Genomic DNA, 13,660 nt, shown 5'->3' with positions numbered 1-13,660 from the left:
CCATGTTCAACGCTAGGCGGTTGATTGCCGCGACTCTGCTTCTGTCCTGTGCCTTCGGTGCCCACGCCGAGCGCCTGAAGGATATCGCCAGCATTTCCGGCGTGCGTGCCAACCAGCTGATCGGCTACGGTCTGGTGGTGGGCCTGAACGGTACCGGTGACCAGACCACCCAGACTCCGTTCACCCTGCAGACCTTCAACAACATGTTGTCGCAGTTCGGCATCAAGGTGCCACCAGGCTCGGGCAACGTGCAGTTGAAGAACGTTGCCGCGGTATCGGTGCATGCCGATCTGCCGGCCTTCGCCAAGCCCGGCCAGGTAGTCGACATCACCGTGTCGTCGATCGGCAACTCCAAGAGCCTGCGCGGCGGTAGCCTTTTGATGACGCCGCTCAAGGGTATCGACGGCAACGTCTACGCCATCGCTCAGGGCAACCTCGTGGTCGGTGGTTTCGACGCTGAAGGCCGCGATGGCTCGAAGATCACCGTCAACGTCCCGTCCGCCGGTCGCATTCCAGGCGGTGCTTCGGTCGAGCGTGCGGTGCCAAGTGGTTTCAACCAGGGCAACAGCCTCACGCTGAACCTCAACCGTCCGGACTTCACCACCGCCAAGCGCATCGTCGACAAGGTCAACGAACTGCTTGGGCCAGGCGTGGCGCAGGCGCTCGATGGTGGCTCGGTGCGGGTCACCGCGCCGATGGACCCCAGCCAGCGCGTGGATTACCTGTCCATTCTCGAGAACCTCGAGATCGACCCGGGCCAGGCCGTGGCCAAGGTGATCATCAACTCGCGTACCGGCACCATCGTCATCGGCCAGAACGTCAAGGTCTCGCCAGCGGCGGTGACCCACGGCAGCCTGACCGTGACCATCACCGAAGACCCGATCGTCAGCCAGCCGGGGCCGTTCTCCAATGGCCAGACCGCCGTGGTGCCGCGGTCGCGGGTCAATGCTGAGCAGGAGGCCAAGCCGATGTTCAAGTTCGGCCCGGGTACCACGCTGGATGAGATCGTGCGGGCGGTGAACCAGGTTGGCGCGGCGCCGGGTGACCTGATGGCGATCCTCGAAGCCCTGAAGCAGGCCGGCGCGTTGCAGGCCGACCTGATCGTGATCTGAGGACGCCACGGATGACCCCGAAAAGCCTGGTTTCCGGCGCGGCCGACAGCGGCGCCTTTACTGACCTCAATCGCCTGAGTTCGCTCAAGCATGGCGATCGCGACAGTGAGGGCAACATCCGCAAGGTCGCCCAAGAGTTCGAATCGTTGTTCGTCAGTGAGATGCTCAAGGCGTCGCGCAAGGCCACTGATGTGATGGCCGACGAAGACAGCCCGATGAACAGTGACACGGTCAAGCAGTACCGTGACATGTACGACCAGCAACTGGCGGTGAGCATGTCCCGTCAGGGTGGCGGTATCGGCCTGCAGGATGTGCTGGTGCGCCAGTTGAGCAAGAACAAGGTTGGCGTCAACACCAGCCCGTTCCCACGAACCGACGTTGCTGCCCCGGCATTGTGGGGTAGCCGCATGGTCAACCCGACGCGCGTCGAGCAGCCTGTGGCAGGGCGCAATGATGTGGCGGCGCTTAACTCGCGACGCCTGGCGTTGCCGGGCAAGCTGACCGACCGTTTGCTGGCAGGCATCGTCCCGCCCGCCGCTGTTGCCGGCGCAAACGGCAGCGATGCGGCTGTGTCCGGCCGCAATGGCCCTTCGCTCGCCGGTGTTGCCCGTGGCGACTGGCAGCCGGCGCAGAGCTTCGCCGCGCCGCGCGAGGGCATGCGCATTCTCGGCCGGGCCGTGGCCCAGCCGCCGCTGGCACCGAACAAGGCGTTCAGCAACAGCGATGCCTTCGTCGCCACCATGCTGCCGATGGCCGAGCAGGCGGCCAAGCGCATCGGCATCGATCCGCGCTACCTGGTGGCCCAGGCGGCGCTGGAGACCGGTTGGGGCAAGTCGGTCATGCGCAATCCCGACGGCAGCAGCAGCCACAACCTGTTCGGCATCAAGGCCACCGGCAACTGGCAGGGTGCCGAGGCACGGGCGATCACCAGCGAGTTCCGTGGCGGGCAATTCGTCAAGGAAACGGCGGCGTTCCGTTCCTACGATTCGTACCAGGACAGCTTCCATGACCTGGTCAGCCTGTTGCAGAACAACAACCGCTATAAAGATGCCGTCGGTGCCGCCGATAACCCGGAACAGTTTGCAAGAGAGCTGCAGAAAGCTGGCTACGCCACCGATCCGGACTATGCCCGCAAGATCATCAGCATCGCCCGGCAACTGCAGCCGACCCAGGAATACGCCATGGCTGGCACTCACACGAATCTATAAGGATTGAAGCATGTCTCTGATCTCGATCGGGCTCTCCGGCCTGAATGCCAGCCAGACGGCGTTGGCCATTACCGGCAACAACATCGCCAACGCGGCGGTCTCCGGCTATTCGCGGCAGCAGGTCATCCAGGGTACGGGCGCCTCGCACAATATCGGCGTCGGCTTCGTCGGTACCGGCACGACGTTGCAGGATGTGCGTCGCATCTACAACGCCTACCTGGACAATCAACTGCAGACCGCCACCTCGCTCAACACCGACGCGGCGGCGTTCCAGGATCAGATCACAGGTATCGATAAACTGCTGGCCGAGAGCAGCACCGGCATCAGCTCGGTGCTGACCGCCTTCTTCTCGGCGCTGCAGACCGCTTCGGCCAAGCCCAGTGACGTCGCCTCGCGCCAGCTGCTGCTGACCCAGGCGCAGACCCTGAGCAATCGCTTCAACGCCATCTCCAGCGAGATGAACAAACAGAACGACAGCATCAACAGCCAGCTCGACACGCTGTCGGGCCAGGTCAACAAGCTGACGTCGAGCATCGCCGACCTCAACAAGCAGATCACCCAGCTGTCGGCGTCCGGCGCCTCGCCGAACAACCTGCTGGATGCGCGCAGCGAAGCGGTACGCCAGCTCAATGAACTGGTCGGCGTCACCGTGCAGGAGCGCGACGGCAACTACGACGTGTACCTGGGCAATGGCCAGTCGCTGGTTACCGGCAACCGCGCCAACACCCTGAGCGCGGTGCCGAGCGCTGCGGACAACAGCCAGTACAGCCTGCAGATCAACTACCCGACCTTCTCCTCCGACGTCACGTCGGTGGTCGCCGGCGGGCAGATGGGCGGCCTGCTGCGCTATCGTCAGGACGTGCTCAATCCGTCGATGAACGAGTTGGGCCGTGTAGCCCTGGTGGTGGCCGACAGCATCAACAGCCAGTTGGGGCAGGGCCTGGATGCCAACGGGCAGTTCGGCAGCGCGCTGTTCTCCAGCATCAACAGCGCCATGGCGGTCAGCCAGCGCAGCCTGGCGGCTGCGGGCAACAGCGCAGGCTCCGGCAATCTGGATGTGACCATCGCCAACAGTGGCGCGCTCACAACCTACGATTACGAAGTCAAGTTCACCGGCCCCAACCAGTACAGCGTGCGCCGTTCCGACGGCACCGACATGGGCAATTTCGACCTGACCACCACGCCACCACCGGTGATCGATGGCTTCACCCTCAAGCTCAATGGCGGCGGCCTCGCCGCCGGTGACAGCTTCAAGGTAAGCCCGACCCGCACGGCGGCGGGCTCGATCAATACCGTGCTCACCGATGCCAACAAGCTGGCGTTCGCCGGCCCGATCAATGGCGTCGTCGGCAGCGGCAATAAAGGTTCCGGCACCATCACCCCGCCGAATCTCGGTGCCAATCTGGATATCTACGGTGGCGCCGACACTGCGCTGATCCAGGATTCGATCAAGCATTCGATGCCGGTGCGCATGGTGTTCCAGGCGGCCAGCGGTGGCACGCAGGCTTACGAGCTGTTCGATGCCAAGGGCAACTCCATCGGTACCGGCACCATCGTGCCGGGCCAGGACAACAAGCTGACGATCAATGTGCCGATGCTAGATGCCGCCGGCGCGCCGATCCTCGATGGCAGCGGCAACCCGCGTACCTTCAGTGTCGAGACCTCGGTGGGCGGAAGCCCGGCCGCCAATGACAGTTTCAGCTTCGGCTTCAATGCCGACGGCAAGTCCGATAACCGCAACGCCCAGGCGCTGCTGGGCCTGCAAACCAAATCCACGGTCGGCATGAACTCTGGTAGCGGTACCAGCTTCACATCGTCCTACGCCTCGCTGGTCGAGCGCGTCGGTGCCAAGGCCAACCAGGCCAAAATCGATACCGTTGCGACCACGGCCGTGCTCAATGCGGCCAAGGAGAGCCGCAACGGGGTTTCCGGTGTCAACCTGGACGATGAGGCGGCCAACCTGATCAAGTTCCAGCACTACTACACCGCGTCGTCGCAGATCATCAAGGCGGCGCAGGAAACCTTCAGCATTCTGATCAACGCCCTTTAAGGAGTAGCCATCGTGCGTATTTCCACCGCTCAGTTCTATGAGTCGAGCGCCAGTAGCTACACCAAGAACTTCGCCGACCTGATGAAAAGCAAGACGCAGATCGACAGCGGCGTGCGCATCCAGACCGCCGCCGATGATCCGGTCGGTGCCGCACGCCTGTTGCTGCTGCAACAACAGCAGGCACTGCTCAAGCAGTACGACGGCAACATGACCACGGTGAACAACGCGCTGCTGCAGGAAGAGAGCGTGCTCTCTACCATCAACGATGCCATGCAGCGCGCTAGCGACCTGGCCATCCGCGCCGGTGGCGCCGGGGTGAGCGATGCCGATCGCGTGTCCATCAGCAGCGAGCTGAAAGAGATCGAGGCCAATATCTTCGGCCTGCTCAACTCGCGCGATGCCAACGGCGACTACATGTTCGGTGGCACCAAGACTTCGTCGCCACCCTATGTGCGTAATGCTGATGGCAGCTACAGCTACCAGGGCGACCAGACCCAGTTGAGCCTGCAGGTGTCCGACACCTTGAGCCTGGCGACCAACGACACTGGTTTCAGCATCTTCGATTCGGCCAAGAACAAGAGCCGTACCGAATCCACTCTGGTGGCGCCGGCGGTCGATGATGGCAAGGTTGCGCTGTCGCCGGGGCTGATGACCTCGAACAACACGTTCAACAGCAGTTTTACCGCCGGCCAGCCGTACAAGATCACCTTCACCAGCGCCACCCAGTACACGGTGACCGATGCCCTGGGCAACGACATCACCGCCGAAACAGCGACCAATGGCACTTTCGACAGTAAGACCGAGGGCAGTAACCGTATCGCCTTGCGTGGCGTCGAGTTCGAAGTCACGGCATCGCTTAAAGAAGGCGATGATGCCAATGCCGTCTTCGCCGGTCGTGAGTTCAGCGTACAGGCGCGTCCCGATTCGCTGACCAGTGTGCGTGGCGCCGGCAACCCGTCGAGCGCACAGGTGACCGGCAGCGCCGTGACCGACCAGGCAGCCTACAGCAGCACCTTCCCGAGCAATGGCGCGGTGATCAAGTTCACCGGGGCCAACACCTACGAGTTCTATGCCCAGCCATTGACCGCAGACAGCAAGCCGGTTGCCAGTGGTACCTTCACCGCGCCGGCGTTGACGGTGGCAGGGGTGACCTATCAGGTGTCCGGTGCGCCGCAGGCGGGTGACCAGTTCGCCATCAATGCCAACAACCACCAGAACCAGAGCGTGCTGGAAACCCTCAGCCAGCTGCGTTCCGCGCTGGATGCGCCGCCTGGCAATGACGGCAACAACAATGCGATCAAGAACGCCGTTGCCTCGGCGGTCGCCAACCTAGCCAGTGCTCGCGAGCAGGTAGATATCACTCGCGGTTCCATTGGTGCGCGAGGCAATTCGATCGATATCCAGCGCCAGGAAAACACTAGCCTGACCACGGCCAACAAGATCACCCAGGACGCCATCGGTAACACCGACATGGCCGAGGCGTCGATCATGCTGACCCTGCAGCAAGCCATGCTCGAAGCTTCGCAGCTGGCCTTCTCGCGCATCTCGCAGCTGAGCCTGTTCAACAAGCTCTGAGTACGCGTCCACCCAAAAGCCCCGGCCAGCGTCTCGCTGCCGGGGCTTTTTCGTGCCTGGCCGCTTGCTGCGAGAGGTGTCTGGCGAGAATTGACTGTGACTAATGAGTCAAATCGTGCATCTTCCCTGTATTCTATGCGGCAGCTGCTGCAGCATTTTGTTACCGGTGCGCAGAAGGGCAGGCCAGATGTCGGCCTGGCCAAGGCCTTTTGCCCTCGTCCCGGTAGTTGGCGCCCTCAATTCATCGAGTGGCGGTCTTTGGCTGTTTTCATTGGGAAGCCAGAATGATTGGCATCAAAAGCATCGCGAGTTACGTGCCCACCGCTGGCCTGGACAACTATGTCCAGGGTGCGAAGTTCGGCAAGGACGAAGAATTCATGTTCGGCAAGATCGGCGCCTCCTTCCTGCCGCGCAAGGCCGAGGAGCAGGAAACCTCCGACCTGTGCGTGGAGGCGGCCCGGGCGCTGTTCGCCAACAACCCCGAGCTCGATCCGCAGTCGATCGATGTGTTGATCGTGGTCACCCAGAACGGTGACGAAGAAGGGCTGCCGCACACCGCGGCTATCGTCCAGAACAAGTTGGGCCTGTCGACTCGCGTGGCGGCCTTCGATGTTTCGCTGGGCTGCTCCGGCTATGTGTACGGCCTGTACGCCATCAAGGGCTTCATGCAGGCGGCAGGGCTCAAGAACGGCCTGCTGATCACCGCCGACCCGTATTCGAAGATCGTCGACCCGGAAGATCGCAACACCACCATGCTGTTCGGCGATGCCGCCACCGCCACGTGGATGGGCGAAGACGCCGTGTGGCAGTTGGGCGAGGCGCGTTTCGGCACTGACGGCTCGGGTGCCGAGCACCTGAAGGTCAGTGATGGTACCTTCTTCATGAACGGTCGCCAGGTATTCAACTTCGCCTTGGTCAAGGTGCCGGCGCACCTGCATGAGTTGCTCGCGGCCAGTGGCCTGCAGTCCGCGGATATCGATGCCTTCTGCATTCACCAGGGCAGCGCGGCGATCGTCGATGCCGTGGCGCGAAGGTTTGAGGAGCAACACCCGGAGAAGTTCGTCAAGGACATGCTCGAGACCGGCAATACCGTGTCTTCCAGCGTGCCGCTGCTGCTGCAGAAGCACATGTTCGACAGCAGCTGGCAGCGTGTGGCCATCAGTGGTTTCGGTGTTGGGCTGTCGTGGGGTTCGGCGATTCTCTATCGCGCTTGATTAGAGATGGCCGCGAAAAGAACGCCTGGCGTACTCCGCCAGGCGTTTTTTTATGCGTGGAAGGTGGGGTGGTTCCTGTGGGGCTGAGTCGCGATGGACTGCACGGCAGACCATGATCGTCCACCGCCGAATCGATAAACCCCTGATTTCATAGGGGTGGCGGGGTGATGGCATTTTTTTTTCGAAAATGCCCTCAAGCAACCCACGCAGACGACGATAACCATTACGAAGGTTCTCTAGGCCATACCCGGCGGATGCCAGGGCCGGAAGCCGCAGTACCCATCCAACGAGGATTTCGTCATGGCTTTAACTGTAAACACCAACATTGCTTCGGTTACTACTCAGGTTAACCTGAACAAGGCCAGCAGCGCCCAGACCACTTCGATGCAGCGCCTGTCTTCCGGCCTGCGCATCAACAGCGCCAAAGACGACGCTGCCGGCCTGCAGATCGCCAACCGTCTGACCAGCCAGATCAACGGCCTGGGTCAGGCAGTTAAGAACGCCAACGACGGTATCTCGATCGCCCAGACCGCCGAAGGCGCGATGCAGGCTTCGACCGACATCCTGCAGAAAATGCGTACCCTGGCTCTGTCCTCGGCCACTGGCTCCCTGAGCGCCGACGACCGTAAGTCGAACAACGACGAATACCAGGCTCTGACCGCCGAACTGAACCGTATCTCGGAAACCACCACCTTCGGCGGCCAGAAGCTGCTGGACGGTTCGTACGGCACCAAGGCCATCCAGGTCGGCGCCAACGCCAACGAAACCATCAACCTGACTCTGGAAAACGTTGCTGCCAGCAACATCGGTTCCCAGCAGGTCAAGAGCACTGCGATCGCCCCAACCTCGGGTGGCCTGGCTTCTGGCAGCCTGTCTGTTACCGGTAACGGCCAGACCGCCACTGTCAACTACGCTGCCGGTGCTTCCGCCAAGCAAATCGCCAGCAACCTGAATGGCTCGATCGGTGGTCTGAGTGCAACTGCCAGCACTGAAGTCAAGCTGGACGTTACCGGTGCCGCTCCATCCAACTTCAAGCTGGCTGTTGGTTCCAGCGGTACTGTTGACTTCGTTGGTGTGACCGATCAGAAAGGCCTGGCTGAGCAGCTGAAATCCAACGCCGCCAAACTGGGCATCAGCGTCAACTTCGACGAAGCCAAAGGCACCCTGAGCATCAAGTCGGACACCGGCGAGAACATCAACTTCTCGGCTGCTGACACCAACGCCCAGGCGAACATCTCGATCGCCGCCAAAGACGGCTCCGGCAACTTTGCTACTGGTGCTGCTCTGGGTGGTGCTGCCATGGTGGTCACCGGCCAGATCTCCCTGGACTCGGCCAAGGGCTTCTCGCTGGGCGGCGCTACTGCTCTGTTCGGTGGTGCGACCGTTACCTCTGCCAAGACCACCATCTCGGAAACCGACGTTACCGATGCCACCAAGGCCCAGAACGCCCTGGCCGTTATCGACAAGGCCATCGGTTCGATCGACAGCGTCCGTTCGGGCCTGGGTGCTACCCAGAACCGTCTGACCACCACCGTTGACAACCTGCAGAACATCCAGAAGAACTCCACCGCTGCCCGTTCGACCGTGCAGGACGTGGACTTCGCTTCGGAAACTGCAGAGCTGACCAAGCAGCAGACCCTGCAGCAGGCTTCGACCGCGATCCTGTCGCAGGCCAACCAGCTGCCGTCCTCGGTCCTGAAACTGCTCCAGTAATTCAGGCGCCTGAGTAAGAGGTGGAAGGGCGCGTTTACGTGCCCTTTCGCTTTTTTGACATGAGGAGTTCGAAGCATGGACATGAGTGTCAAGCTGAGCCAGGTGTATCCTCCGGTGCAGCCCCAGGCAGTGGCGAACGCCAAGGATCCGCTGGTGCCTGCCAAGGTGCCGGAAGCCGCAGCTGTCGATGACAAGCCGCACACCCGCGAGGACTTGGAGAAGGCGGTTGGCGAAATCCGCGATTTCGTCCAGTCGAGCCAGCGCAAGCTGGATTTTTCAATCGATGATTCCACTGGCCGGGTCGTAGTCAAGGTGATCGCCACCGAATCCGGTGATGTCATCCGCCAGCTCCCGTCGGAAACGGCGCTGAAGCTGGCACAAAGCCTCAGCGAAGCTGGCAGCCTACTGTTTGACGGCAAGGCTTAAGCTGGCATGATTTTTGTTGCTGTCGGTCATTTGATGCGTGTAGTCGTCAAGGACCCGGCAGCTACCGAACAAGGAGAGCAATGATGGCAGGTTCAACAGTCAGCGGTATCGGTTCGGGCATCGATACCCAGGCGATTGTGAAGTCCCTGGTGGACGCGCAGAAGGCGCCGAAACAGGCACAGATCAACACCCAGACACTGAAGGCAACCACCACGTTGTCCTCGATCGGCAAGATCCAGGCGGCCCTGGATGCCTTCCGTGGCGCGTTGGCCACCATGGGCAAGGACAACAGCTTCGGTGGTCTGGCGTTGAAGTCGTCGGATGAAAAGGTTGCGACCATCACCGCGGGCGCGGGCGCGGCCAATGGCTCGTTCAACCTGCAGGTGGAGCAGTTGGCTTCTGCGTCCAAAGTGTCCACCCGGGTATATGCCGGTGGTGCGAATGCCGTGGTCAATCCCGGGACCACCAGTACCAAGCTGACCATTACCCAGGACGGCAAGGCTCACGATGTCAGCATCCCGCCGGGCGCCACGCTGCAGCAGGTGCGCGAGGCGATCAACAGTCAGTTCGGCACCGCGGGCCTGAGTGCCAACGTCATGACTGATGCCTCGGGTTCGCGTCTGGTGATCACTTCCACCAAGATGGGTGTGGGTTCCGATATCACCTTGTCGGGGAATTCGGGCATCGATGCCGGGTACACGGTTGTGGATCCGCCCAAGAATGCCAAGTACGTGCTCGATGGCATCTCCATGGAGTCCAAGAGCAACGATATCAGCGATGCGATCAGCGGGTTGAATATCAAGCTGGTGGGGGTTTCCGCCAAGGACAAGGATAGCGGCGATTTAATCAAGACCAACCTGTCGTTGACCACCAGCGCCACCGCGTTGAAGTCGGGCCTGAAAGGCTTCATCGACACCTACAACGCGCTGATCACGGCCGTCAATGCCGAGACCAAGGTGACCAAGAACGCCAATGGCACCATGACTGCCGCTGCGCTCACTGGTGATGCGTCCATGCGCGCATTGATGTCTTCGATTCGTGAAGAAATGAACGCGCTTTCTGGCAACGGCACGATGAAGTCGCTCGCCGCGTTTGGCGTCACCTCGTCCCAGGATGGCGGCACGCTCAGCCTGGACGACAAGAAGTGGGACAAGGCAGCGGCCACCAACGCCGCCGACCTGACCAGCATCTTCAATGGCAAGGATGGCCTGCTGGCACGCCTGCAGACCGCGACCGAGCCTTATGCCAAGGCAGCCACCGGCACCCTGGCCGAGCGCTCCAAGGTGTTGAGCGAGAGCCTGACCAAGCTCAAGGCCGAGCAGGACACCCTGGATACGCGTATGGAAGCCCTGCGCGTCAGTCTGCAGGACAAGTACAACAGCATGGATACCCTGGTCTCTCAGCTGCGCCAGCAGCAGAACAACGTGCTGGGCACGCTCAACGCGCTGAACAATGCCAAGAACGACAAATAATCCGTGAAGGTCCCGTGAAGTCCGGGCATGATGTCCGGCTTCACGTCGGCGACAGGTAAAGTTTTCCGCCGCCGGCCCGATACAAGGACTATGAAACCAGTCGTTTTTGCCCGCTACGAGGTCGCAAGATGAATCCCATGAGAGCCCTTCGGCAGTACCAGAAGGTCAATTCCCATGCCCAGATTTCCGAAGCAACGCCCCATCGTCTGGTGCAGATGCTGATGGAGGGTGGGCTCGATCGCATGGCCCAGGCCAAAGGTGCGCTGGCCCGCGGCGATATCGCCGAAAAAGGCCTGATGCTGGGCAAGGCCATCGACATCATCATCGGCCTGAACGATGGCCTGGATGCGCAGAAGAGCGCGGACCCTGCCTATATCGAGCAGCTGTCGAGCCTCTACGCCTACATGACCAATCGCCTGATGCAGGCCAATATCGACAACGACCCGGCGATCATTGACGAGGTCGCGCAATTGCTGATCACCGTCAAGAGCGGCTGGGACGCGATCGCCGAAGCGCAACAAGCCGGCTGAGCCGGGCAGGGAGAGCAAGGTGAGCAGCGAACTGCAACGATTCGACGAGACCCGCGACGCACTGCTGAGCGCCCTGAGTGCCAAGGACTGGGATGCCATCGGCAGGCTCGACGAGAACTGCCGCACCTGCATCGACGACATGCTTGGCGCGCCGACGCTGGACGAGGATGTGGTCAAGGAGCGCCTGGAAGGGTTGCTGCAGGTCTACCGCGAGCTGCTCGACGCGACCATCGGCGAGCGCCAGGCCATCGCCGATGAAATGACCCAGATCAATCAAGCAAAGAATGCTTCGAAGGTTTACCATTTGTTCAGTTAAGATGCACCGGACTGAGCAAAAGGCGCCATAAATTTGACTGTGCAGGCCTTTTTGACTTTACTAGTGGCTGTTTTCGAAATTCAGACGTCCGAACACTGACCATTCAGTCGGAATGATGTCGTGCACGCCCTCTGGGCGCCGATATGACTAGGGAAGTTGCTATTGCATGTGGCGTGAAACCAAGATTCTCCTGATCGATGACGACAGCGAACGCCGCCGCGATCTGGCGGTGGTCCTGAATTTTCTCGGCGAAGAAAACCTTTCTTGCTCCAGCCAGGACTGGCAGCAGGTGGTCGAGGGTTTGTCTTCCAGCCGTGAAGTGCTGTGTGTCCTCATCGGCACAGTAAATGCCCCGGCAAGTGTGCTGGGGCTCCTTAAGACAGTGGCTGGGTGGGATGAGTTCCTTCCGGTTCTGCTCTTGGGCGAAATTTCTTCCGCGGAGTTCCCCGAGGACTTGCGTCGCCGCGTGCTCTCCAACCTGGAGATGCCGCCGAGCTACAGCCAGCTGCTCGACTCCCTGCACCGTGCCCAGGTCTATCGCGAGATGTACGACCAGGCCCGCGAGCGCGGTCGCCAGCGCGAGCCCAACCTGTTCCGCAGCCTGGTGGGCACCAGCCGTGCCATCCAGCATGTGCGGCAGATGATGCAGCAGGTGGCTGACACCGACGCCAGCGTGCTGATCCTCGGTGAGTCCGGCACCGGCAAGGAGGTGGTGGCGCGTAACCTGCACTACCACTCCAAGCGTCGCGAAGCGCCGTTCGTGCCAGTCAACTGCGGGGCGATCCCGGCTGAGCTACTGGAGAGCGAGCTGTTCGGACACGAGAAGGGCGCCTTCACCGGGGCTATCACCAGCCGTGCCGGGCGTTTCGAGCTGGCCAACGGCGGCACGCTGTTCCTCGACGAGATCGGCGACATGCCGTTGCCGATGCAGGTCAAGCTGCTGCGCGTGTTGCAGGAGCGCACCTTCGAGCGCGTCGGAAGCAACAAGACCCAGAGCATCGATGTGCGCATCATCGCCGCGACGCACAAGAACCTGGAGACCATGATCGAGGACGGGACCTTCCGTGAGGACCTGTACTACCGCCTCAACGTCTTCCCTATCGAGATGGCGCCACTGCGCGAGCGGGTGGAAGACATCCCGCTGCTGATGAACGAGCTGATCTCGCGCATGGAGCACGAGAAGCGCGGTTCGATCCGCTTCAACTCCGCCTCGATCATGTCGCTTTGCCGTCACGGCTGGCCGGGCAACGTCCGCGAGCTGGCCAACCTGGTGGAGCGCATGGCGATCATGCATCCCTACGGTGTGATTGGCGTCGCGGAGTTGCCGAAGAAGTTCCGTTATGTGGACGACGAAGACGAGCAGCTGGTCGACAGCCTGCGTAGCGACCTCGAGGAGCGCGTGGCGATCAACGGGCATGCGCCGAGTTTCGCCAGTCATGCCATGCTGCCGCCTGAAGGCCTGGACCTGAAAGACTACCTCGGCAGCCTCGAGCAAGGGCTGATCCAGCAGGCGCTGGATGACGCCAACGGCATCGTTGCGCGCGCGGCCGAGCGTTTGCGCATTCGCCGTACCACTCTGGTCGAGAAAATGCGCAAGTACGGCATGAGCCGCCAGGGCGGCGAGGATCAGGCGGAGGATTGACGCCTGGTGCTAGGCCTGTGCCGGCCTGTTCGCGGGTAAACCCGCTCCCGCAAAGGGCGGCGGGTTTCGAGCCTTGCATTAACCCTGTAGGGGCAGGTATTGCGGCGAACATGTCAGCGCAGGCGGCCCAATCCACGGCTATTGCGCAAAGTTTGAGCCTTGCGCCAATCCCTGTGGGAGCGGGTTTACCCGCGAAGAGGTCGGTACCGTCAATCCAAGTCCTCGGTTGCTGAACAGGCTCGAGCTCCGCGCTGGTCCTGCGTTGGGGCTTTGCTCGCCAATCGGCCAAGGCAAGTGTCGAGAGCAATCCCCAGCGACAAGGCCGTTTGCGCAGGAGCGCCTTCATAAAGCAGGCATGCGTTTTGCTTTGTCCAGCATAAAGGGCCAGGGGCCAGTTTTTTG

General features: G+C 61.5%; 11 protein-coding genes. All 11 read left to right on the top strand.

The genetic code is table 11. The features are described 5' to 3' along the window. The first annotated feature begins 2 nt into the window (after window positions 1–2). Window positions 3–1,112, top strand: coding sequence for a flagellar basal body P-ring protein FlgI (locus KHO27_RS14845; RefSeq protein WP_110702472.1), 1,110 nt, complete (start codon window positions 3–5; stop codon window positions 1,110–1,112). 11 nt (window positions 1,113–1,123) lie between these two features. Then, complete coding sequence (flgJ, locus tag KHO27_RS14840; RefSeq protein ID WP_110702408.1) at window positions 1,124–2,320, top strand: flagellar assembly peptidoglycan hydrolase FlgJ; 1,197 nt, start codon at window positions 1,124–1,126, stop codon at window positions 2,318–2,320. 10 nt (window positions 2,321–2,330) lie between these two features. After that, on the top strand, window positions 2,331–4,370 hold the full coding sequence (flgK, locus tag KHO27_RS14835) for a flagellar hook-associated protein FlgK (RefSeq protein ID WP_110702410.1): 2,040 nt from the start codon (window positions 2,331–2,333) through the stop codon (window positions 4,368–4,370). 12 nt (window positions 4,371–4,382) lie between these two features. Further along, window positions 4,383–5,945: a flagellar hook-associated protein 3 gene (locus tag KHO27_RS14830; protein ID WP_110702412.1), complete on the top strand. Its 1,563-nt coding sequence runs from the start codon at window positions 4,383–4,385 to the stop codon at window positions 5,943–5,945. 284 nt (window positions 5,946–6,229) lie between these two features. After that, complete coding sequence (locus KHO27_RS14825) at window positions 6,230–7,159, top strand: ketoacyl-ACP synthase III (RefSeq protein WP_110702414.1); 930 nt, start codon at window positions 6,230–6,232, stop codon at window positions 7,157–7,159. A 300-nt stretch (window positions 7,160–7,459) separates the two neighbouring features. After that, window positions 7,460–8,872 carry a flagellin N-terminal helical domain-containing protein gene (locus KHO27_RS14820; RefSeq protein WP_110702416.1) on the top strand — a complete coding sequence of 471 codons (1,413 nt, stop codon included), beginning with the start codon at window positions 7,460–7,462 and terminating at the stop codon, window positions 8,870–8,872. Window positions 8,873–8,947: 75 nt separating this feature from the next. Continuing rightward, complete coding sequence (locus KHO27_RS14815; RefSeq protein WP_214500416.1) at window positions 8,948–9,298, top strand: flagellar protein FlaG; 351 nt, start codon at window positions 8,948–8,950, stop codon at window positions 9,296–9,298. A gap of 83 nt (window positions 9,299–9,381) precedes the next feature. After that, window positions 9,382–10,770: a flagellar filament capping protein FliD gene (gene fliD, locus KHO27_RS14810; protein ID WP_110702420.1), complete on the top strand. Its 1,389-nt coding sequence runs from the start codon at window positions 9,382–9,384 to the stop codon at window positions 10,768–10,770. Between the two features lie 128 nt (window positions 10,771–10,898). After that, window positions 10,899–11,300 (top strand): flagellar export chaperone FliS, encoded by a 402-nt coding sequence (gene fliS / locus KHO27_RS14805; protein WP_028692784.1) that lies wholly within the window; start codon window positions 10,899–10,901, stop codon window positions 11,298–11,300. Window positions 11,301–11,319: 19 nt separating this feature from the next. Continuing rightward, a complete protein-coding gene (gene fliT / locus KHO27_RS14800) occupies window positions 11,320–11,616 on the top strand; it encodes a flagellar protein FliT (protein ID WP_110702422.1) in 297 nt (98 codons plus the stop codon). A gap of 166 nt (window positions 11,617–11,782) precedes the next feature. Further along, entirely contained in the window at window positions 11,783–13,258 is a 1,476-nt protein-coding gene (gene fleQ, locus KHO27_RS14795) for a transcriptional regulator FleQ (RefSeq protein ID WP_110702424.1), read from the top strand. Window positions 13,259–13,660: the final 402 nt, after the last annotated feature.

It is taken from the genome of Pseudomonas sp. RC3H12 (assembly GCF_018596375.1).
In the GTDB taxonomy this organism is placed as follows: Bacteria; Pseudomonadota; Gammaproteobacteria; order Pseudomonadales; family Pseudomonadaceae; genus Aquipseudomonas.
The sequence above is the reverse complement of the archived record's forward strand: the minus strand, read 5'-3'. Positions and strand labels throughout refer to the sequence as shown.

Coding starts and splice junctions, on each gene's coding strand:
- KHO27_RS14820 (WP_110702416.1), top strand. CDS start 7,460: ATGGCTTTAACTGTAAACACCAACATTGCTTCGGTTACTACTCAGGTT.
- fliD (WP_110702420.1), top strand. CDS start 9,382: ATGGCAGGTTCAACAGTCAGCGGTATCGGTTCGGGCATCGATACCCAG.
- fliS (WP_028692784.1), top strand. CDS start 10,899: ATGAATCCCATGAGAGCCCTTCGGCAGTACCAGAAGGTCAATTCCCAT.
- flgJ (WP_110702408.1), top strand. CDS start 1,124: ATGACCCCGAAAAGCCTGGTTTCCGGCGCGGCCGACAGCGGCGCCTTT.
- KHO27_RS14845 (WP_110702472.1), top strand. CDS start 3: ATGTTCAACGCTAGGCGGTTGATTGCCGCGACTCTGCTTCTGTCCTGT.
- KHO27_RS14815 (WP_214500416.1), top strand. CDS start 8,948: ATGGACATGAGTGTCAAGCTGAGCCAGGTGTATCCTCCGGTGCAGCCC.
- flgK (WP_110702410.1), top strand. CDS start 2,331: ATGTCTCTGATCTCGATCGGGCTCTCCGGCCTGAATGCCAGCCAGACG.
- KHO27_RS14825 (WP_110702414.1), top strand. CDS start 6,230: ATGATTGGCATCAAAAGCATCGCGAGTTACGTGCCCACCGCTGGCCTG.
- fleQ (WP_110702424.1), top strand. CDS start 11,783: ATGTGGCGTGAAACCAAGATTCTCCTGATCGATGACGACAGCGAACGC.